Annotated in this window: 19 protein-coding genes; 10 read left to right on the top strand and 9 right to left on the bottom strand. The window is 61.8% G+C overall.

All coding sequences use genetic code 11. From position 1 onward, the window contains the following. Positions 1–637: 637 nt before the first annotated feature. From N6L25_RS08060 to N6L25_RS08050, 3 genes are all read right to left on the bottom strand, one after another. Positions 638–1,738, bottom strand: a complete 1,101-nt coding sequence (locus N6L25_RS08060; RefSeq protein WP_271979293.1) for a hypothetical protein — start codon at positions 1,736–1,738, stop codon at positions 638–640. Between the two features lie 75 nt (positions 1,739–1,813). Next, on the bottom strand, positions 1,814–2,281 hold the full coding sequence (locus tag N6L25_RS08055) for a hypothetical protein (protein ID WP_271979292.1): 468 nt from the start codon (positions 2,279–2,281) through the stop codon (positions 1,814–1,816). Positions 2,282–2,368: 87 nt separating this feature from the next. Continuing rightward, positions 2,369–2,662 carry a hypothetical protein gene (locus N6L25_RS08050; protein ID WP_271979291.1) on the bottom strand — a complete coding sequence of 98 codons (294 nt, stop codon included), beginning with the start codon at positions 2,660–2,662 and terminating at the stop codon, positions 2,369–2,371. 120 nt (positions 2,663–2,782) lie between these two features. On the opposite strand from N6L25_RS08050, the gene N6L25_RS08045 reads away from it, so the two are divergent. Both N6L25_RS08045 and yddG read left to right on the top strand, forming a co-directional pair. Next, positions 2,783–2,938 (top strand): hypothetical protein, encoded by a 156-nt coding sequence (locus tag N6L25_RS08045; RefSeq protein ID WP_271979289.1) that lies wholly within the window; start codon positions 2,783–2,785, stop codon positions 2,936–2,938. Continuing rightward, positions 2,938–3,879 carry an aromatic amino acid exporter YddG gene (gene yddG, locus N6L25_RS08040; protein ID WP_271979288.1) on the top strand — a complete coding sequence of 314 codons (942 nt, stop codon included), beginning with the start codon at positions 2,938–2,940 and terminating at the stop codon, positions 3,877–3,879. The genes N6L25_RS08045 and yddG overlap by 1 nt, the downstream gene beginning before the upstream one ends. Here the strand turns inward: yddG and glcF are convergent. The 3 genes from glcF to N6L25_RS08025 are packed head-to-tail and all read right to left on the bottom strand — an operon-like array spanning position 3,848 to position 7,610. Beyond that, positions 3,848–5,056, bottom strand: a complete 1,209-nt coding sequence (gene glcF, locus N6L25_RS08035; protein WP_271979287.1) for a glycolate oxidase subunit GlcF — start codon at positions 5,054–5,056, stop codon at positions 3,848–3,850. The two genes, yddG and glcF, sit on opposite strands and share 32 nt — an antisense overlap. A gap of 21 nt (positions 5,057–5,077) precedes the next feature. Then, positions 5,078–6,142 (bottom strand): glycolate oxidase subunit GlcE, encoded by a 1,065-nt coding sequence (gene glcE / locus N6L25_RS08030; RefSeq protein WP_271979286.1) that lies wholly within the window; start codon positions 6,140–6,142, stop codon positions 5,078–5,080. Further along, positions 6,135–7,610, bottom strand: coding sequence for an FAD-linked oxidase C-terminal domain-containing protein (locus tag N6L25_RS08025; RefSeq protein WP_271979285.1), 1,476 nt, complete (start codon positions 7,608–7,610; stop codon positions 6,135–6,137). Before N6L25_RS08025 ends, glcE begins: the two co-directional genes overlap by 8 nt. Positions 7,611–7,908: 298 nt before the next feature. Between N6L25_RS08025 and N6L25_RS08020 the strand changes: the two genes are divergently transcribed. From N6L25_RS08020 to N6L25_RS08010, 3 genes are all read left to right on the top strand, one after another. After that, on the top strand, positions 7,909–8,658 hold the full coding sequence (locus N6L25_RS08020; RefSeq protein WP_271979284.1) for an FCD domain-containing protein: 750 nt from the start codon (positions 7,909–7,911) through the stop codon (positions 8,656–8,658). Between the two features lie 183 nt (positions 8,659–8,841). Further along, entirely contained in the window at positions 8,842–10,593 is a 1,752-nt protein-coding gene (locus N6L25_RS08015) for an SDR family oxidoreductase (protein WP_271979283.1), read from the top strand. Between the two features lie 16 nt (positions 10,594–10,609). Then, on the top strand, positions 10,610–11,527 hold the full coding sequence (locus N6L25_RS08010; RefSeq protein ID WP_271979282.1) for a metal-dependent hydrolase: 918 nt from the start codon (positions 10,610–10,612) through the stop codon (positions 11,525–11,527). A gap of 111 nt (positions 11,528–11,638) precedes the next feature. Here the strand turns inward: N6L25_RS08010 and N6L25_RS08005 are convergent, their stop codons facing one another. After that, entirely contained in the window at positions 11,639–11,833 is a 195-nt protein-coding gene (locus N6L25_RS08005; protein ID WP_271979281.1) for a hypothetical protein, read from the bottom strand. 443 nt (positions 11,834–12,276) lie between these two features. Between N6L25_RS08005 and N6L25_RS08000 the strand changes: the two genes are divergently transcribed. The 5 genes from N6L25_RS08000 to N6L25_RS07980 all read left to right on the top strand — a co-directional run bounded on the left by N6L25_RS08000 (position 12,277) and on the right by N6L25_RS07980 (position 16,544). Continuing rightward, a complete protein-coding gene (locus N6L25_RS08000; protein ID WP_271979280.1) occupies positions 12,277–13,047 on the top strand; it encodes an ABC transporter ATP-binding protein in 771 nt (256 codons plus the stop codon). A gap of 178 nt (positions 13,048–13,225) precedes the next feature. Further along, on the top strand, positions 13,226–13,981 hold the full coding sequence (locus N6L25_RS07995) for a transporter substrate-binding domain-containing protein (RefSeq protein WP_271979279.1): 756 nt from the start codon (positions 13,226–13,228) through the stop codon (positions 13,979–13,981). Positions 13,982–14,036: 55 nt separating this feature from the next. Further along, on the top strand, positions 14,037–14,741 hold the full coding sequence (locus tag N6L25_RS07990; RefSeq protein WP_271979278.1) for an ABC transporter permease: 705 nt from the start codon (positions 14,037–14,039) through the stop codon (positions 14,739–14,741). Positions 14,742–14,744: 3 nt separating this feature from the next. Further along, on the top strand, positions 14,745–15,467 hold the full coding sequence (locus N6L25_RS07985) for an ABC transporter permease (protein ID WP_271979277.1): 723 nt from the start codon (positions 14,745–14,747) through the stop codon (positions 15,465–15,467). A 48-nt stretch (positions 15,468–15,515) separates the two neighbouring features. Beyond that, entirely contained in the window at positions 15,516–16,544 is a 1,029-nt protein-coding gene (locus tag N6L25_RS07980) for a succinylglutamate desuccinylase (RefSeq protein WP_271979276.1), read from the top strand. Positions 16,545–16,603: 59 nt separating this feature from the next. Here the strand turns inward: N6L25_RS07980 and N6L25_RS07975 are convergent, their stop codons facing one another. Together N6L25_RS07975 and N6L25_RS07970 are read right to left on the bottom strand one after the other, a co-directional pair. Further along, positions 16,604–19,630, bottom strand: coding sequence for an efflux RND transporter permease subunit (locus N6L25_RS07975; protein ID WP_271979274.1), 3,027 nt, complete (start codon positions 19,628–19,630; stop codon positions 16,604–16,606). Then, positions 19,627–20,709 carry an efflux RND transporter periplasmic adaptor subunit gene (locus tag N6L25_RS07970; protein WP_271979273.1) on the bottom strand — a complete coding sequence of 361 codons (1,083 nt, stop codon included), beginning with the start codon at positions 20,707–20,709 and terminating at the stop codon, positions 19,627–19,629. The genes N6L25_RS07975 and N6L25_RS07970 overlap by 4 nt, the downstream gene beginning before the upstream one ends. Between the last annotated feature and the right edge of the window lie 205 nt (positions 20,710–20,914).

Raw genomic sequence — 20,914 nt, 5'->3', positions numbered from 1 at the left:
TGGTCTAGTGTGGCGCTGCATCTTCGTAACTGACTGATTGTGTTGATTTGTGGTTCTTTGAAGCATAGATACAGCGGATTGAAAATCCCCGTGTCCGTGGTTCGATTCCGCGTCCGGGCACCATTTCGAATTCCGTAAAAAAGCCGCTCTTGAGCGGCTTTTTTCGTTTCTCACCGACAACACCAAAGCCTGAAGGAAACGGAAGGACGAAGCCGCCCTTCCCCTCACCAACTCAACGAGGCCACAGCAAGCAAAGTTGCGGCCCCAATCAGGGTGATGGAGGTACTGACCAGAAAAAAGGTGGTGTCGTTCATTATTATTACCAGAGCATCGACCATTGGGTCAGGGAAATGATCGTCTCTGAGGTCGCCCACTTGCGGCATTACCTGTTGTTATTCTTCTCTTTTCAAGCCTCGCGCTTCGGCAGAAGCGGTAAGGGCAGATCACGGTTCTGAATGACCGCATTGCCAAACAAACGTCGGCGATACCAGCTCAGTTCCCTTCGAGTGCCCTCACCGATGAGAGTTGGCGCAATCGGACATGAGGTGGTTTGGGCGCCGGTACCGCTCCGTACAAAACAATGCCCCCGACCTCCTGCGCGGAAATCGGGGGCAGCTCATTCAGCGGTTGGTGATCACTACCAGCTGTACTGGTACCCAGCCAGGAGCATCCAGTCCATATCCATCTGGACTCCGTTGTAGTCCTGATAGACCGGCACCGTCCATTCCACGCCCAGGCGGTGGCCACGGATGGGGCCGTCGCGACCGACCAGGTTCGCACCCAGGCTGAGGTCAACGAAGTCACCGCCATAGTTGTCCGGATCCGCCGTCTGCACCGGGGCCATGATGCCGGAATCACGGCCGTCGATCTTACCTTCGGTACGGCCAGTGAGGCGTAAGGAACCGCTCATCCACGGCAGTACCCGGTAGGCGCCCCAGCCGGTGAGCTGGTGCTTGTCCCCCAGGGTGTAATCTTCATTGTTCTCTCCCAGCCGAATGGTGGCCCGATACTGGCCACCCCAGGTCAGTTTGCCGGCGCCGCCGTTGTAGGTGATACCCGGTTCCAGGTCGTAGGTGCCGGAGCCCAGCTGCATGGCGTAGGGAAGCCGCAGGGTTGGACGCATACCCATCGGGGTCAGGACATTGTCTTCTTCATCAATGGAACCGGTGGGCAGGCTGATCCCCGCATTCAGGTGCCAGCGGTGAGCGCCGCCGTCGTAGAGGCCGATCAACGCGCTCAACTGGGTGTCTCCCCACCCGGAACTGCGGGTGGTGAAGTGACCGAGCCGGCTGCTTCCCATCCCACCGGCGAAGGTGACGTGCTCCATGTCCTTGTCCAGATAATGAGCCATGGCCATAAGTGTGACCCTGTCGGTGGGCGCATACATCAGCCCCACCATGTGCATCTGGGTGGTCATTTCCAGCGGCACCACCCGCAGGGTGGGCGGCATCATGGGCTGGCCGGCAAAGGGATTGGCGATAGTGGTGGCGATCTCCTCGGGCGACAGGCTGTTCGTCCCCTGCTGATTGCCTTTCATGGCCATGGTCATGTAACGGTAAGAGACCATCCATTCGCCGGCACGATGGGTATGGTCACCCATCACCCCCATCGGCGCATGGCTATCCGGAGTCGGTGCCTTCGCCATCGCGGTTTCACCGTCATGGGCCCAGCTGGATGGCAAATAGCTCATCCCGGCGCACAGCAAGACCGCAGGCGCCAGGTTACTTTTTACAGACATGAGAAATCCTCCATGAGCCGGGCAGCTTTCTCAGGCACTGCCCGACTCTCGTAATCGTCGTTAGATTGTTTCAATTCAGACGGCGTGGAGGCGTTGGGGCGGGGCCCGGGAATGGCCATGTCTAGGGAAGTGGGACAGGTACTGAGCGGCCATATCCGGGAGTAGCAACCGTAGTGACCGGGCCAGTGCCGGAAAGTCCGTAGTAAGCCATGGCGGCAGGGGCGGCGCGGTCAGCGCGCCAAACAGGCAGAACTCGGGAACGAAACTGTGGTCCCGATGATCGATATGGGCATGATGGCCTTGCGAGTGCAGGCTGTGGCCATGGGCCAGGCTTTGAAGAATCTGGCCACTGCGCCAGTCACCACCACAGAGTTCAAACAGGGCGGTATGGGAGTGGGATTGCGCCGCCGGCATATACCCCGGCGGGATCAGACTGCGAACGATCAACGCCGCCAGCAGCACCAGGACCACGAAGGCCCTGGCGGCACGGTTGCCTCCGGCATCACGCGGGAAAGCCGGAACTGTCGGGTAGTTGCCTGACATTTAAGGAGTTGTTGCCACTAATTCGCAAGAAGCGGGCAGCTTAGCACAGTAGGGCGATACAGCCTTTACTGTTTTGGAACCATATCGTCATGCGGGGCAGGTTGAGCAGCATGCGGAGAAAATCATATCGGTACGCCGCACTTTTGGCCATCCCTGCAAGAAGCGGCCAGCAATCCCCATATCGATATGGTATTGGAGCGAGCCGCCAGGGGCTGAGGTAAAGGTGGCCGATCCCACGGGCAGCTCCTCCCCACCAGCGCTAAGCAGCACAATACTGCGGGTTCCTTCCCGGATACCCTCGCCCTCGCCCTGGACCGGCGACCAGCCAACCAGCAGGAGCAACACCACCGCCAGCGTGACCTTAACCACTCGACTGTGCATGGTTGTTTCCTCTGCGAACTCCTTTCCCCTAAATCATAGAAGAGCTTGCCTCCCTCACCATGCTACTTGAGTACCGTTTTTCGCCCCGTCTTCCCGGTGCCGGCTTGATATACTCGGCTCATGGACAACACCGATCTCACCCTGGAAATCCGCAGCTACGACGACGAAGCCCGGAAGCACCACCACGACCATCGCCCCATACTCAGGGCACGACGTTTCCGGGACTTCCCTTATGAGGAGCCCCCGATTAACCCGCAATCCATCAAGGAACTGTAATGGCCATGCGTAACACCGCCACCCTGATCGGCTCGATCTCGATCCTGCTGTGGGGCACCCTCGCTCTGCTGACCAAACTGACTGAGGGCGCCATTCCGGAATTCCAGTTAATGGTCATGACGTTTGGCATTGCCTTCCTGTTGATGGCAGGGCGCTGGTGGCGACGGGGCGAATCCGGGCTGGTCTATCTGCGCCAGGCGCCGCTGGCGTGGCTGATCGGGGTCGGCGGTCTGTTCGGCTACCACTTCTGTTATTTCAAGGCCATGACCCTGGCCCCGGCGGTGGAGGTCAGCCTGCTCGCCTATCTCTGGCCCCTGCTGATCGTACTGCTGTCATCCCTGCTCCCCGGCGAACGCCTGCTGGCCCGGCATCTGGTGGGCGCGGTACTGGCCCTGGCCGGCTGCTGGTTACTGGTGGGCAAAAACGCCACCGGCTTCGCCTGGCACAGCCTGCCGGGCTATTTGATCGCCCTGGCCTGCGCCCTGATCTGGTCCAGTTACTCGGTGCTGAGCCGACTGGTTCGCTCGGTGCCCACCGATGCCGTGGGCTGGTTCTGCCTGACCACGGCCTTGCTGGCCCTGGGCAGTCACTGGCTGTGGGAGGCGACGGTCTGGCCACAGAATCTGACCCAGTGGCTTGGGGTGATCGGCCTCGGGCTGGGACCGGTGGGCATTGCGTTTTTTACCTGGGACCATGGCGTAAAACACGGCAATCTGCCCCTGCTGGGCACCCTCGCCTACAGCGCGCCGCTCATTTCGGTGGTTCTGCTGGTTCTGGCCGGGGAAGCCGAGCCCAGCACTACGCTGCTCATTGCCAGCCTGGCCATTGTCGGCGGCTCGCTGGTGGCTGGGTGGCAGTGGAAACGGCCCCGGATCAACGTCCAGAGCCCCCCGAAGGGCAAGCAGGCCGCTACCGATCCAGCAACTCAATCCAATGACTGACCGGCACTGGTGACTGGCTGCCGAGATGCATCTGGCAGCCGATGTTGGCGGTGGCAATCACCGCCGGATTGTCGAGGGTGAGGGCCTCGATCTTGTTGGACAGCAGTTTCCGGCTCAGCGCCGGCTGGGTGATGGAATAGGTGCCGGCGGAACCGCAACACAGGTGGTTGTCCCTGGTTTTCGCCAGTTCGAGGCCGGCCTTGCGCAGTACCTGCTCCACCGTGCCACTCTCTTTCATGGCATGCTGCAGCGTACAGGGGCAGTGAAAAGCCACCTTGCCAGGGTTGCGATGCACCTTAAGCTGCTCCAGGTCCTGCTTCAGCAGGTAGGCGCCCAGGTCGATGGTCAGTTCACTCACCCGGCGGGCCTTGGCGGCGTACACCGGGTCATCCTTTAGCAGGTGACCGTAGTCCTGCACCATGGCGCCGCAGCCGGAGGCGGTCATCACGATGGCCTCGGCGCCGGCCTCGATGGCGGGCCACCAGGCATCGATGTTACGGCGCATGGCCTCCAGCCCGGCGTCGTGATTGGACAGGTGATAATTGACCGCACCGCAGCAGCCCGCCTCGGGCGCTTCCACCAGGGTAATCCCCAGCCGGTCCAGCACCCTCGCGGCGGAGGCGTTGGTGTTGGGCGTGGCGGACGGCTGCACACAACCCGCCAGCGCCAGCGCCACCCGCTCATGGCTGGCCAGCGGCCAGGGATTGGGGTGCTGCCGGGGCGGTATCTTGGCGGCGAGCGCCTTTGGTAACAGGGGTTGAAAGAATTGGCCCAGCCGCAGCAACCAACCAAACAGCCGCCGGTTCGGCAACACCTTGGCCAGCGCGAGACGCAGGTACCTGTCCCGGGGTGGCCGCTCCATTTCTTTCTCGATCAGCCCACGGCTGATGTCCACCAGGCGGCCATACTGAACGCCGGACGGACAGGTGGTCTCGCAGCTGCGACAGGTCAGGCAGCGATCCAGGTGCTCCCGGGTTTTTTCCGTCACTTCGCCGCCTTCCAGAAACTGCTTCATCAGATAGATGCGGCCGCGGGGGCCGTCCCGCTCGTCGTTCAGCTCCTGATAAGTGGGGCAGGTGGCGGTGCAGAAACCACAGTGGACGCAGGCCCGGAGGATGGCCTCCGCTTCCTGGCCCTCGACGGTATTGGCAAATTGTTCTACCAGATTGGTTTGCATGGAACTCGTTAACCTCTGCGTTTACAACCAGCTGTACAGCCGTCCGGGGTTGAACAGGCCGTCGGGATCGAAGGAATGTTTCAGGCGCTTCTGCAGCGCCGCCAGGGCATCGGGCTGGTGGTGCATCACCTCACCACGGCGGTCGCCACCACGGAACAGGCTGACCTGACCGCCTGCATCCCGCGCGATCTGCTCCAGCTGCGGTGTATCCGCCGCTCCACGGTACCAGCGCTGAGCACCGGCCCAGTCGATCAGCCAATCGCCCTCAAGCGGTGGCAGCGTCGCCGTGGAGCGGACCGAGAAACGCCACAGCGGATCGTCTCCGGCAAAGAAACCCAGTTGCTGGTCCCGCAGCTGGCGCCAGAATCCGTCATCGCCATCCATAACGGTTCCCGTCCATTTCTCGGCGGTGGCCTCCACTGCCGAGCGGGCCCCGGACAGCCGCAGGTACACCTTGCCATCCCGCCAGCAGGCGCCGGATAAGGGCTTGGGTTCGGCGGCGCGGGCGTTCATATAGGCGACCACCTGATCCGGCGCCATGTCCTGGACCAGAGTCAGGGTGGCCGCCGGCTGCGGCATGACTTTCAGGCTGATTTCGGTGAGCACTCCAAGGGTTCCCATGGCGCCGGCCTGCAGCCGGGAGACATCGAACCCAGCCACATTCTTCATTACCTGACCGCCGAATTTGAGGTGTTCACCCTTGCCATTGATCAGCCGCACCCCCAGCACCTGGTCCCGCACCGAGCCGCTCCAGGGCCGGGCCGGGCCGGACAGGTTGCAGGCCAGGGTGCCACCAATGGTGTCGGACGCCCCCAGCCGGGGCGGCTCGAAATGCAGGCCCTGGCCCTGCTCCGCAAGGGTCGCCTCGATTTCGGTCAGCGGTGTGCCGGCGCGCACCGTGAGCACAAGTTCCACCGGGTGGTATTCGACGATACCGCGGTGCTCCCCAACGTGCAGGTTGGTGGTTGCCACTGCCATCTGGCGTCCGAGAAAGGACTTGCTGCCACCGCCAACGATGTTCAGCTTCTGACCCTGGTCCCGGGCCGCCAGGACCCGGTCCTGTAATTGCTGGGCGATATCAGCCATGGCGCGCCTCCTTGGCCGGGTGACTGGAATGGGGTTTGTCGTCCAGGGCACGGTACTCCTGACAGAACCGCAGCGACGGCACCCCCTTGCCCGGATTGAGAATGCCCTGGGGATCGAAGGCGGCCTTGAGATCGTGGAATTGGGCCAGTTCGGCATCGGAGAACTGATACGCCATCTGGCGGATCTTCTCGACGCCGACACCGTGCTCACCGGTGATGCAGCCCCCCACCTCGACACACAACCTGAGGATGGCGGTGCCGAAGGCCTCGGTACGCTCAAACTCCCCCGGCACATTGGCATCAAACAGAATCAATGGGTGCAAGTTGCCGTCGCCGGCGTGGAAGACATTGGCCACTCGCAAGCCAAACTGTTCAGACATCGCTTCCATCTCAGTAAGTACGTGGGCCAGCTGGCGGCGGGGAATGGTGCCGTCCATGCAGTAGTAGTCCGGCGAGATCCGACCGACAGCGGGGAACGCCGACTTGCGCCCCTTCCACAACAGCGCGCGCTCCGCCTCGTTTTTTGAGGTGCAAACGGAGGTTGCCCCCAGCTCCCGGAACAGCGCCTCGGCCTGTTCGATATGCTCTTGCACTTCTTCGGCGGTGCCGTCCACCTCGCACAGCAGCAGCGCCTTGGCATCCCGGGGGTAGCCGGCCTGGGCAAAATCGTCCGCCGCGACGATGGCATGGCCGTCCATCATCTCCAGGCCGCCGGGAATGATGCCGTGGGCGATGATTCCGCCCACCGCATCGCCGGCTTTCTGCACACTGTCAAACCCCGCCATCACCACCTGCGCCCGCTCCGGCGTCGGCAACAACTTGACGGTCACCTCGGTGACCACGCCCAACAGGCCTTCGGAACCGGTGGCCAGGGCCAGCAGGTCCATGCCACAGACATCCAGCCCCTCGCTGCCCAATACCACCCGTTCGCCCTCGACGGTGATCATTTCCACCCTCAGCAGGTTGTGAACGGTCAGGCCGTACTTCAGGCAATGCACACCGCCGGAGTTCTCCGCGACGTTACCACCGATGGTGCAGGCAATCTGGGAGGAGGGATCGGGGCCGTAATAGAGGCCGAATTCCGCCGCTGCCTCGCTGATGGCGAGATTGCGCACACCCGGCTGCAGCCGCGCGGTGCGCGCCAGCGGGTCAATGTCGAGAATACGGTTGAACTTGGCCAGCGACAACACCACCCCGTCGGCATGGGGCATGGCTCCGGCACTCAATCCGGTGCCCGCCCCTCGCGCCACCACCGGTACCTGATGCTGGTGACAGATCCGCATCACCCGCTGAACCTGGGCCACCGTCTCCGGTAACACCACCAGCATCGGCATTTCGCAATACATGGACATACCATCGCATTCGTACGGCTTCATGGTCTCGGCATCGGAAATCACGAACTCGGGATCGATAAATTCCCGAAAGCGCGCCGCCAGATCGGCCGCGCCCACATGAGGACGATCAGTCATTACCCGTATCTCTTCGAGTCAGTTGTTGTGGCTGCAGGTATCGGCGTTCAAGGGGCCTCTGATTAACAGTCAACATATACCACGCCCAGCGATCCTGCTCGGTCGTGCGCCAGGCCTGTTCATCTGTCATCGATGATCCGTGGCCCGGGTCACCCAAGTCCAGCAAAAGCACCACTGGTCTGACCAGTTTTATGGCACCGCGCCTTGTCTGTCCTGGCCCGCCTGAGCGATAGTGATGGAGATATGAAGAGCCACACGCGCTGCCTCAGCCCAACATACTGGTCGGACCAGCAAGCCAATGTCTGTGAACGTCACCTCCATCGCCCGGGAAATCTGTGACCGGATCGAACGCCAGATCATCGAGGGCAGCCTGCTGCCCGATGAGCAGATACCCTCTGAGCGACAGTTGGCAGCCCGGTTCGGAGCCTCCCGGGCGGTGGTGCGTGAAGCCTTGCGTGAGCTGCAGGGCCGCGGCCTCATCGAGACCCGCCACGGCCGAGGTTCCTTCGTGTCACAGATGGTGCCGGAGCCAGAGGAAGACAGCCGATTGCTGCGGCTGATTGCCGGCTATCCCAGCACCCTCTATGACCTGCTTGAGGTGCGGGAACAACTCGAAGGCCAGGCCGCCTGCCTGGCCGCGGAGCGCGCCAATCAGCGTGACCGCTATTTCATCACCAAGGCCTTCGAGCAAATGAATGCCGCCGACCCCAGGTCCAATGCCCGTCTCGACCACGCCTTTCATCTGGCCATTGTCGAGGCGTCCCACAACCCGGTCTTGGTGCACGTGCTCAGCAGTCTCAAGAACCTGATGTTGATGACGGTCAGGGCCTCGGTGGCCAACCTCAATCCACGTGAAGCCTTCCGGCAACAGATTGCCAGGCAGCATCAGCGCATCTACCGAGCCGTGCTTGCCGGTCAGGCCAAGGCGGCGAAACGGGCAGCCATGGCCCACGTCCGTTTCGTCGGCGAATCCATTCGCCAGCTCGAGGCCGAAGGCCACAAGGTGATCTGGATCAACCCCCAGCAAACGCCCGACCATCACACCTGACCGGCCGACGGACCGCCCTACGCCGGCCAAACCCGGCCTCTTGTCCTCGAATGCCACCCCCGCGTCCCGTTACGCAAACGTCGGATTGACGCGCCGCTGTTAACCTAGCTGGATTCAATGACAATAAATGGCAGGCATTGCCCGTTGGCAATACCCGCTTTGCCAGGCTTACGGAGTTCTTTCATGAAGCAGACCACTCCAGTCATGAGCGGCAGCGTCCGCCTCAACGTGGTGACTTACGGCGATGCCCGCAAGGTGCCCATCGTTCTGGTCCACGGCTACCCGGATAACCACACCGTGTGGCAGGGCGTCGCCGAACGGCTGGCGCGCAAACATTTCGTCGTTACCTACGATGTGCGAGGCGCTGGCGAGTCCACCGCCCCGGACAAACAGGCCGATTACCAGATGTCACTACTGGCGTCCGACCTGCAGGCGGTGGTGGAAGCCACCATTCCCGGCCAGGCGTTCCACCTGGCGGGGCACGACTGGGGTTCGATCCAGAGCTGGGAATCGGTCACCGCAGGCCCGTTGAAAGAACGCATCCTGTCCTACACCACGATTTCCGGACCGTGTCTGGATCACATGGGATACTGGCTGCGCAACAAGACCCTGAACCTGTCACCAGCGGCCAAGGCCAAGCTCATCCGCCAGGTCATCAGCTCCTGGTATGTCGGCTTTTTCCATCTACCGGTGCTGGCGCCGACGGCGTGGCAGAACGGCCTGGGCAAGCTATGGCCACAATACCTGAAACACCGCGAGCAGGTAGCGGAACCGGAATTCAATCCCAGCCAGACCAAAGACGGTAAATACGGCGTGCAGTTGTACCGGGCCAACTTCCGCAACAAGCTGCTCCGTCCAGAAGAGCGTCCTGCCAACTGCCCGGTGCAACTGATTGTGCCCACCGGGGACAACTACGTGGGCACCCAGCTGTTCGACGAGCTGCACGACTGGGTGCCCGAGCTGTACCGCCGCGACATCAAGGCCAACCACTGGGTGCCGCTGAGCCATCCCGAGCAAATTGCCAACTGGATCGCCGAGTTTGTCGCCGGGGTCGATACCGGCACCATGAGCCCGGCCCTGCAGCACGCCCGGGTACGGCCGGAACGACTGGGTCGGTCACTGACCGGCAAGACCGCGGTCATCACCGGCGCGGGTTCCGGCTTTGGCCGTGCCACGGCGCTGAAGTTCGCCTCTGCTGGCGCCGACATCGTCTGTGTCGACATCAACGAAGCGGCCGCCGAGGAGACCGCAGAGCAAGTCCGGCAACTGGGTGGCCTGGCCTGGGCCAGCAAGGTGGATGTGGGCTCGGCCAGCGCCATGCAGAAACTGGCCAAGTGGGTCGCCAAGGAACTCGGCGGCGCAGACATTCTGGTCAACAACGCCGGCATCGGTATGGCGGGCGGGGTGCTCGACACCACAACAACCGATTGGGAGCGGATCCTCAAGGTCAACTTGTGGGGCGTGATCCACGGCAGCCGCCTGTTTGGCCAGCAGATGGTGAATGACCATCGTGTCGGCCACATCATCAACGTGGCGTCAGCGGCCTCGTTTGCCCCCAATCGCAAGCTGGCCGCCTACTCCACCACCAAGGCGGCGGTGCATATGCTCAGTGAATGTCTGCGGGCGGAACTGGCGGAACACGGCATCGGCGTGAGCACCGTGTGCCCGGGCTTTGTCGCCACCGGGATCGCCAAGAACACCGTTTATGCCGGCCTCAGCGAAGAGGAGCAGGCGGCCAAGCAAGCCAAGGCAGACGCCCTGTACCAACGTGCCAGCCTGGTTACCCCGGAGGACGTGGCGGACCGCATCCTGGAGGCGGTACTGACCAACCCGGCCCTCTCACTGGTCGGCCCGGAAGCACGTGCCACTCGCTTCATTAGCCGTTTTGCCCCCAGCGTTTCCCGTCTGGTGGCGCGTTTGGATATTACCCCCTGATTGGAGATCGATGTTCATGACCACTGCAGAACGTCACCCACTGAAAGCCCGTCGAGTTCAATTCAGCTTTGACGAGACTCCGCTGTATTGGCTGCGGGACGACCCCTTCTCAACCCATATGATCAACGGCATTCACATGCTGCTGCCGGAAGGCGAACTGTGGTTTTGCCGGGTCTACAACCAGGCGCTGCCGCTGGTAACCGATGAGCATCTGCGTGCCGACGTGGAAGGCTTTATCCGCCAGGAAGCCGTCCATTCCCGCGCCCACAGCAAGGCCCAGATCTACCTGGAACAGCATGGTCTGCAACTGGACGACTACCTTGGTAAGGTGAACTGGCTGTTCAAGACCTTCCTGGGGGAAAAGCCATTGGGACTCAATGCCCTGGATCGCAAGGCATTCAAGAAACACTGGCTGATTCTGCGGGTGGGTCTGATTGCCACCATCGAACATTTCACCGGGGTACTGGGCCAGTGGGCCATGGACAATACCAGCTGGGAGGAGACCGGCGACGCCAGCATGGTGGATCTGTTCAAGTGGCATCTGGCGGAAGAGGTCGAGCACCGCACCGTGGCCTTCGACCTGTTCGAGCACCTGTGCCGAACCCAGCTTGGGTTTTACGCCGGCCGGCAAGTATTGATGGCCATCGTATTTCCCTTGTTCGTTTATTTCCTGGTGGAGGGCGGGCGTACCCTGTATCGACAGGACGCAGATCCCGCCATCCGGAAACACGGCAGCAGCTCGATTCCGAGAATTCTGCAAGAACTCGAGCGGGTGGGCAACGCCACCAAGAACGTGCCCACCTTCAGCTTCCTGGTGAAAGCCACCCTGCGCTGGGTGTCACCGTCCTTCAACCCCATTGACGAAGGCGATACCCAACAGGCACTGGATTACCTGGCTCGCTCCCCCGCGGCCCAGGCGGCATCAGTACACTGAGCCCTGCCCACATCCGGCTTCGGACTGCCTGAGCGCGGTCCGAAGCTCCCTATCGCTCGACACTCAGCAACCGGGGACCAGGCGTCCGCTCGAATAGCGGGAGGATCAGGACTAATTCGAAGGCGCAAGCATTTCCAGAAAATGCATGGCTTCACCGAAGGAGACAAAGGACTTAAGCACTTCCTGGCCCACAATGCAGACATCGTAGGCCCGGTTTTCATGCTCCAGCACCACTTCGTCGGATTTGAGTTCGCGGGCAATAATCTGGAGCAAGCCGCGCTCCAAGAGTACTTCGTGGGTCGTCATTTCGACTGATACACCCTTTATTATTGTGAATATGTACCTGTCCTGCAGTGTACGGCCAGCTAACCACAATTTCACAAAAACATCCCTTAATTGTGAACCAGTTCATAGCGGGCAGCGGTTTTACATTTCGCCCTACCCTGTTGCGACCGTACGTGTTATCCCCTACCCGGCCCAATTCCTGGCACAAAGGTGTTGATTTCCACCGGTACAGCCCGTAAAACATGCCCCCTTTAATCGGGACGCCCGTCCTCCTCACGCACTGAACCGCTGGCGAGCTCCGTTTTTTTCCAGCCGGTGGCGATGGGGGCAAGACGATTCGGAGTTATTCAGAGGCTCCCTTAATTCGTGTACTGTCTGAATTGCAACTATTCTTGAGGGGTTAGCTTGCAAGCTCGGCATCGCGACAGCACACGATAGAATAACGACGGTATCAGGAGTCATTCATGGCGGAACAAGCGCCTCTGGTCTGCAAGAACATCCACAAGACGTTCGACCAGCTGGAAGTCCTTAAGGGCATTTCCCTGGAAACCCAAAAAGGCGATGTGGTGTCGCTGATTGGCAGTTCCGGTTCCGGTAAGAGCACCTTTCTGCGCTGCATCAATCTCCTTGAAACCCCCACTTCCGGCGACATCATTGTGCATGGCGACCCCATCCGCTTCGCCACCAATCGCAAGGGCGAGCGTGCGCCGGCAGACAACCGCCAGGTGGAACGCATCCGCGCCAAGCTGTCCATGGTATTCCAGGGTTTTAACCTCTGGTCCCATATGACGGTGCTGGAAAACATCATCGAAGCGCCGATACACGTATGCGGACTGTCCAAAAAAGACGCCATCGAACGGGCCGAGGCCTATCTTCAAAAGGTCGGCATCTACGAACGCAAGGATTACTACCCGGCCCAGATGTCGGGCGGTCAACAGCAGCGCGCTGCCATCGCCCGAGCCCTAGCCATGGAACCGGAAGTCATGCTGTTTGACGAACCCACCTCGGCGCTGGACCCGGAACTGGTGGGCGAAGTACTCAAGGTGATGCAGGGGTTGGCGGAGGAAGGCCGCACCATGATCGTGGTAACCCACGAAATGGCCTTTGCCCGTGACGTATCGTCCAAAGTGCTGTTTCTGCATCAGGGCGTCATCGAAGAACAAGGCAGCCCGGATAAGGTCTTCGACCATCCGGACTCAGAGCGAATGAAGCAGTTCCTGACGCCCAAATTCTGAAGCCCAGGGCGCTCCCGAGCGCCTTTGGACGACGGCGGTTCCAGTCGGTGCTATCTTGAGTTCAGGTTCTGCCGGTTGGCCGCAACCCGGCGTGGTAAAGCCTGGCCGGCAAGACATAAAAAAGGCGATGCGTCGCCAACAACAATATCAAGCAGGCAACTCATTGGAGAAGTGAGACATGAATAAACTGATTGTTGCAGCAAGTTGCGCCCTTGCCCTGGTTACGGGCAGTGTCCAGGCCAAGGACTGGAAGGAAATCCGCATCGCCTTCGACGTACCTTACGAACCGTTCGAATACAAGACACCGGACGGAGAGCTGACCGGTTTCGAGGTCGAGCTGGCCGAAGCCATGTGCGCCGAGCTGAACGCCGAGTGTGAATTCGTCATCCAGGCCTGGGACGGCATGATTCCAGGCCTGCTGGCCCGCAAGTTCGACGCCATCATGTCGTCCATGTCCATCACCCCCGAGCGGGCTGAACGGGTGCTGTTCTCCGAGCCGTACTACAACACCCCCGGCGGCTGGTTTGCGCGCACCGACTTCAGTGCCGATGTGACCGACATGAGCCAGATGGAAGGACTCACCGTGGGTGTTCAGCGTGGCACCACCATGGACACCTACGTGACCAACGAGATGAGCGGCGTGGTAACGGTAAAGCGCTACACCACCGCAGACGACATGGTTCTGGATCTGGAAGGCCAGCGCCTGGACGTGGTGTTCGTGGACTATCCGGTGGGTGAACAGACCATCCTGTCCAAGGAAGGCTTCAAGGAAGTGGGTGAGCCAGTCAAGCTGGGTGAAGGTGTCGGTGTCGCCATGCGTCAGCGGGACCGTGATCTGGCCGGCAAGATCAACGCCGCCCTGCGCAAGCTGAAGAATGATGGCACCTACGACGCCATCATGACCAAATACTTCAGTTACGACATCAAGATGTAATAACCGCAGGGGCGGCGCCGATGTCGCCCCTGTCTTCCGACACCTGGATTACCGCATGCTCGACCTGAAAGGCTACGGCCCCTCCCTGATGGAAGGCGCCCTGGTGACCATCGAACTGGCGCTACTGTCCCTTGTGCTGGCCGTTTCCCTGGGTCTGCTGGGGGCATCCGCCAAACTGTCCAGCAACCGTATCCTGCACGGCATCGCCACCACCTACACCACCGTCATTCGCGGCGTGCCGGATCTGGTGATGATGCTGCTGTTCTATTATGGCGGCCAGGTACTGGTCAACAACCTTTCCGATTACCTCTACGAGGCCTACGACATCGACTGGTTCTTCCAGTTCGACCCGTTCATTTCCGGTGTGTTGACCATCGGGCTGATTTTTGGCGCCTATATGACCGAGACCTTCCGCGGCGCCTTCCTGGCGGTCCCGATTGGCCAGATCGAGGCGGCCAAAGCCTACGGCTTTACCCGCTGGCACACGTTTCGCCGGGTCATGTTCCCGCAAATGCTGCGCCATGCACTGCCCGGCATAGGCAATAACTGGCAGGTACTGCTGAAAACCACCGCACTGGTCTCGATTATCGGCCTCACCGACATGGTCCGGGTGGCCGAGGAAGCCTCCAAAGCGGAACGGGCGCCGTTCATGTTTTTCATCCCAGTGGCTTTCGTTTACCTGGCACTGACCGCCGGCTCGGAAGGGTTCATCCGATGGCTCGACAAACGCGCCAACGTCGGCGTCGTACAGGGAGACTGAGCCATGCCCGATTTCCTTTTCCAGTGGCTGAACCAGAACGAGATCTTCACCGCCACCACCATCGTGCATTACTGGGACGGCCTGGTGACCACCGTGCAACTGGTGTTCCTGTCACTGCTGCTGGGGCTGCTGATGGCCGTTCCCCTGGCCATCATGCGTACCGCCAAACCGGTGTGGGTGTCCGGTCCGGTGTGGCTGTACACCTACCTGTTCCGCGGCACCCCGCTGCTGATTCAGCTGTACATCATTTACTACGGCATAGCCCAGATTGAAGGTATCCAGCAAACCTTCTGGTGGACCATCTTCAAGGAACCGTTTTACCCGGCCCTGCTGGCGTTCACCCTGAATACCGCCGCCTACACCACCGAAATCATCCGCGGCGCCATCGTGGCCACACCCTACGGCGAAATCGAGGCCGCCAAGGCCTATGGCATGAGCTGGGCCCTGCGCATGCGACGGATCGTGCTGCCCAGTGCCGCGCGGCGGGCGGTGCAGGCCTATTCCAACGAAGTCATTTTCATGCTGCACGCCAGCGCCATCGCCAGCGTGGTGACCATCGTCGATCTGACCGGCGCGGCCCGCAACATCTACTCCCGCTTCTACGCGCCCTTCGATGCGTTTATTGCGGTGGCCGTGCTCTACATGATTCTTACGTTTATACTGGTCTATACATTCCGGAAATTGGAACAGCACCTGCTGAGACACCAACGCCCCATCGGTAGTTGATCAGGGACGTAGTTGATCCAGGAGGCGGCTGATCCGGGGGTACGAGCTATGACGCCACGTCAGCAGTTGTTCGGCAAGAGCAAAGACTGGCTGGCCCATACGTTGGACCACGCCAACGAGCCCATGGCCGAGGTATCCACCGAGCTGCCCGGCGGAGGCTCCGCCACCTTGCAGGACACCGGCATTCTCAAGCTGTTGCCGGCAACGCCCGCCGCCGAGGGCGGCACTCGCCTGATCCTCTCTGCGGGCATTCACGGCAACGAAACCGCACCGATCGAAATACTCAACGCCCTGGTCGACGAATGCCTCGATGGCCAATGGTCCCTCGCCATTCCCTGCCTGCTGATTCTCGGCAACCCGCCGGCCATGGCCCAAGGCGAACGATTCATCGACTTCAACCTCAACCGGCTGTTTGCCGGCGCGCACGAGAAGCGGCCCTACCATGACACGCCGGAGGCCCATCGCGCCAAAGCTCTGGAGCGGCATTGCCTGAATTTCCGCGAGGCTGGCCAGCCGTTGCTGCACTACGATCTGCACGCCGCCATTCGGCCCTCGATGCGGGAAAAATTCGCGCTCTACCCGTTCTTCCCGGAGCGCCAGATACCGGATGAACAGCGTGCCTTCTTGCTGGAGGCCGACGTCGACACCCTGCTGCACCAGCACAAAACCGGCACCACCTTTTCGTCTTATTCCTCGGTGGATTTACGAGGAGAAAGCCTCACCATCGAACTCGGTCAGGTACAACCTTTTGGGCAGAATGACCCGCAGCAGTTGGCCGGCATCCACCAGGCGTTGCGCCGACTGATGACCGGCGGGGAACCGCCTCCGCCTGCGGGCCAGACGCTGACGGAATTCGAGGTGGTGCATGAAATCATCAACACCGGCGATCTGTTCCGCTTTCATGTGCCGGATGACGTGGCCAATTTCACCACCTATGAGCCCGGCACCTTGATCTGGCAGGATGACCGCAATAAGTATTGCGTCGGTGACGTGGCCGAAGCCATCGTGTTTCCCAATCGCCACGTACCGATTGGACAGCGGGTGGGCCTGATGGTCAGACCCAGAATCGAGCGTTAACCCTTCAGGCTTGCCAGGGGGCGTGGCCGGGGCCTTTCCCCTGGCAAGCCGCAGCTCAATCAGGAGTTGGCGTTGGCCAGATCCGCCACCGGCTCCTTGATAACCAGGGCGCATACCGATGGAACCACCAGTAGGGTCAACAAGGTCGAAGCCAGCAGGCCCGAAATGATGGCCCAGGCCATCGGCGGCCACAGCGTGGAACTTGAAAAGGCCAGCGGCAGCAGCCCCGCCACGGTAGTGGCGGTGGTCAGCAGGATCGGCCGGGTGCGCTGCTCCACCGCCTGACGCACCGCCTCGCGGATCGCGTCACCCTGACTCAGACAACGATCGATCACATCCAGCAGCACGATGGCGTTGTTCACCACCACCCCCACTAGGGCAATCACCCCCAGCAACGACTGGAAGCCGAACGGCGAGCCGGACAGCACCAGGCCCGGGAAGATGCCCACCGTGGCCAGCGGCACGGTCAGCAGGATAATGCCCACCCGACGGAATGAATTGAACTGCAGGATCAGGAAGAACAGCAGCAACAGGATACCGATGGGGGCGGTGGTTAGCAGCGCACTGTTCGCATCGCCAGAGCCTTCGGCATCGCCGCCGAGTTCCATGCGGCTCCCGTCTGGCAATGGCTGCGTCGCCAACGTCTGGTGCAGCCCGTCCAACGCCTGACTGAAGCTGTAACCGGGCAGTAGGTTGCTGGTCACAGTGCCCACCCGAACGCCGCTGCGCAGGTAACGGGCCGCCGGCTCCCAGGTGGTGTCCACCGTGGCGATGGCCGACAGCGGTACGGCATGACCCTGGGCGTTGTATATGTTGGTGGACAGCAGCCGGGACAGCGACAGCTGGGTGCCTTCCCGGGAACGGAGCACCAGCGGAATCGGGTCGTCCTCCTGGCGGTACTGCTCCGCCACGATCCCGAAGCTCTGCCCATAGAGACTCTGGGCAACGTCCGAGCGGTTCAGGCCGTGGCGGGCGGCACTGGCGTCATCCACCTGGATGGCAATGCTGGGCACCCCCAGGTCCAGGTCATGGCGGACATCCACCGTACCCGGTGCGGCCCTCAGAGCCTGGAACACCTGTCTCACCGCCTGTTCCCGCAACTGATCGTCGGCATGGAAGATCCGCACCTCGACCGGCGCCTTGTTGGGTGGCCCCTGGCCCAGCACACCAACGGTGACATCCAACTCCGGCAACCGCTCGGCGACATGAGCCCGTATCCACCGCATTAACGGCTCGGTTTCCGCCAGATTCGGGGTCCTGATCACCAGTCGGCCCCGATTCGGTGCCTGGGGCGAGCGTAACAGGTTGTAGTAGAAGCTGGGGCCGGTAAAGCCGACAAAGCGGTGGACCTGCAACGCCTGCGGCTGGGAACGGATCGCCTGTTCCAGTTGAGCCGCCACCTCCGCGGTCCGGTCCTGATCGGTGCCTTCGGGCATGAACATTTCCACCACCACCCGGGGGCGGTCGGCGTTGGGAAAGAACTGCAATTTCATAAAGGGCGTCAGCGACAGGCTGAGCAGCACCAACAGCACGCCTGAGCCCAGCAGCGACAGCGGGTGCCGGGCCACCAGGCCACCCAGGTAGCCCGCCAGCCCAGCCAACGCATCGCGCCGAACCTGCGATCGGGGCTTCAGGAAGCGGGCCGCCAGCAATGGCACCGCAGAAATGGCCAACAGATAGCTGACCGACAAGGTCAGCATGATCATGACCGGGATGCCGCGGGTAAAATCGGCGGTGCCCCCCTTGGACAGCAACAGCGGCGCAAACGCCGCCAGGGTGGTCCCGGTGGAGGCCCCCAACGGACCGGCCAATTCCCGCACCGAGCGGGCCAGCGCCTCTAGCCTGCGCAACCCCTGATCCAGGTTAACCTGAATGTTCTCGACGATGACGATGGCGTTGTCGATCAGAATGCCCAGCGAGATCACCATGCCGATCACCGCGATCTGGTGGAGCACGCCGCCGCCCAGGTCGTACAGCCCGATACTGATCATCGCCACCATCGGCAGAATGGAGGCCACCAGCAGTCCCATCCTCAGCCCCATGCCGGTGAACACCACGGCGATGATGATCGCCACCGACAACACCAGGCTCCAGGCCAGATTGTCGAGCCGTTCCTCTACCTTGTCGGGCTGGAAAAACATTTCCCGGATACTGTAGGACGCAAATTGCGGGCGCAACTGTTGCAGCCGCTGACGAACCTCCCGACCAAAACGGATGGCATCGGCGCTCTCCTCCTCCATGTACAGCGCCAGCAACACGACCCGTTCGCCATCGAACCAGGTCTCCGGCTGGCGCGGCTCCACCGGTCCCCGCCAGACTTCGGCGGCAGCAGCCAGGGGCACCTGAGAACCGTCTGGCAGCAGGATCGGCGTTGCCCGGATGGCATCGATGTCGGCGAACTCGCTGTTGGGCAGCACCGACAAGCGCCGACCATGGCTGACCACAAAACCGCCGGGAATGGTCTGATTACGCTGTGCCAGCGTGTCCATCACCCGGGCCGGTGAAATGCCCAAGCGATACAGGGCGGCATCGTCCAACGCCAGGGTAATCTGTTCATCCACCTCACCGTCCATGGAAATTCGGGACAGACCGGGCAGATCCAGCAGGTTGTTCTTCAGCTGTTCCGCCACCTCCGACAACCGGGTCACCGAGGGTGCGCCGCCAACCGCCAGGATCACCGTGGGAGTACTGGTGAGACGGTCGTCCAGGACCATCTGACCGACATCGTTTGGAAATTCCTGCTGTGCCCGCTCCATCGCCTGGCGGACCCGGTCCCAGGCGGCATCGGTGTCGTAAATGGTTTGGTGCAGCCGGACATTGACGATGGCCACGCCGGTGCGGGCGGTGCCGTCGGTGAAATCCACTTCCTCCACCTGGCGCAATTCATCAGCCAGAGGCTGCAGGATTAAGCGCTCCACCGTGTCGGCACTGGCCCCCGGGTAAGACACCGTGAGCAGACCCGCTCGCGCCGGAAAGGTTGGGTCTTCCTGGCGGGGCATGGTGCTATAGGCCGCCAGGCCGAGCAGGCACAACATGATCACCACCATGCCCAGCAGTCGTTGGCACCCCAGCAGCCGGGCGGTCATGGCAACACCTCCACCGCGTCGCCCTCGGCGATACGGGTCAGGCCGGCATAAATGACCTGATCCCCGTGCTGCAGTGCGCTCGATGCCACCACCACCTGCTCACCGACGATGCGTTTGACGGTGACCGCCACATGCTCGGCCCGGCCCTCATTCACCCGGAATACGCCCGCGCCGCCGGCGCTTCTCATAACCGACAGCAGCGGCACGGTGGTGGCCGAGGGTAGGCGTGGGGTAATGCCCACTTCCACCGGCTGGCCGGCGTCGAGGGTGTCGTCTGGCAAGCGCACCAGCACCGGGTGCAGTTCACCCCGCACGGCCCCGGCCTGGGCAATTTCCAGCACACTGCCATCCACCGTGGCCAGATCCCGGTTCTGCACCGACCACACCGGCAGCGTCTGACCGACGCGCAGGTGGTTCAGCAGGTAGGCCGGCACCCGCACCTCCACTTCCCGTCCCTGGGGCGAGGACAAGCGCATCACCGGCTGCCCTGCCGCCACGAATTCATCCCGCTCCACCAACAGCGCCTCTACCCGGCCGCTGAAGGGCGCCATCAACTGGCTTTCCTGCAGTAAGCGCGACGCCTCCGCCAGTGCCGCCCGGGCCGTGCGCACACTGGCCTTCAGGCCGTCACGCCGGGCTGCCAGCTGCTCCAGGGTCTGCTCCGACACCACGCCCCGCTCAAACAACCGCCGGGACCGCTCCCACTCACGGTTGGCCTGATCCTGCTGGGTTTCCAACTCCTCCAGGCGGGCGACCGCCGAATCCTGGGCCGGCTCCAGCGCCGGATTATAGACCTGGGCCAGCATCTCGCCACGCCGGACCTCCTGCCCCAACTCGACCGGTTGTGACTTCAAGGTGCCACTGACCTGAAAGGTCAGTGTGGCGCGCTGGCTGGCCTGCACGATGCCGGAAAAGCGCAACGGCTGGGCAACGTGTTCCGACGCCAGCACGCTGGCCGTGCGCACCGCAATAGCCGGGCGCTGACTGGCGGCCTGGGTGGAGTCAACGGCCTTGCAGCCCGCCAGAAGGGCTACCGGCAGCACCAGTGCCCACAACCATCGTTGATTGCTTGTTGTCATCACGTTTCTCCTTGCTGGTCCCCGCTCAATGTCCCCATCCGCTGGAGAACAGACGGCCATTTCCAGACATAATGTCATTCTTTGACAGATTGTCAACGACAAAGTTATGGGTGATAATTTAGGCAGCAGCCGCAGCGATGGCGGAGCCGCTTGGGTCATAACAGACCAAACCGAGCGGCATGGCTGCCGCCCCGAGGCGAGAGAC

The organism is Marinobacter sp. SS21, assembly GCF_028369065.1.
In the GTDB taxonomy this organism is placed as follows: domain Bacteria; phylum Pseudomonadota; class Gammaproteobacteria; order Pseudomonadales; family Oleiphilaceae; genus Marinobacter.
This window is presented reverse-complemented; position numbering and strand designations above follow the sequence as displayed.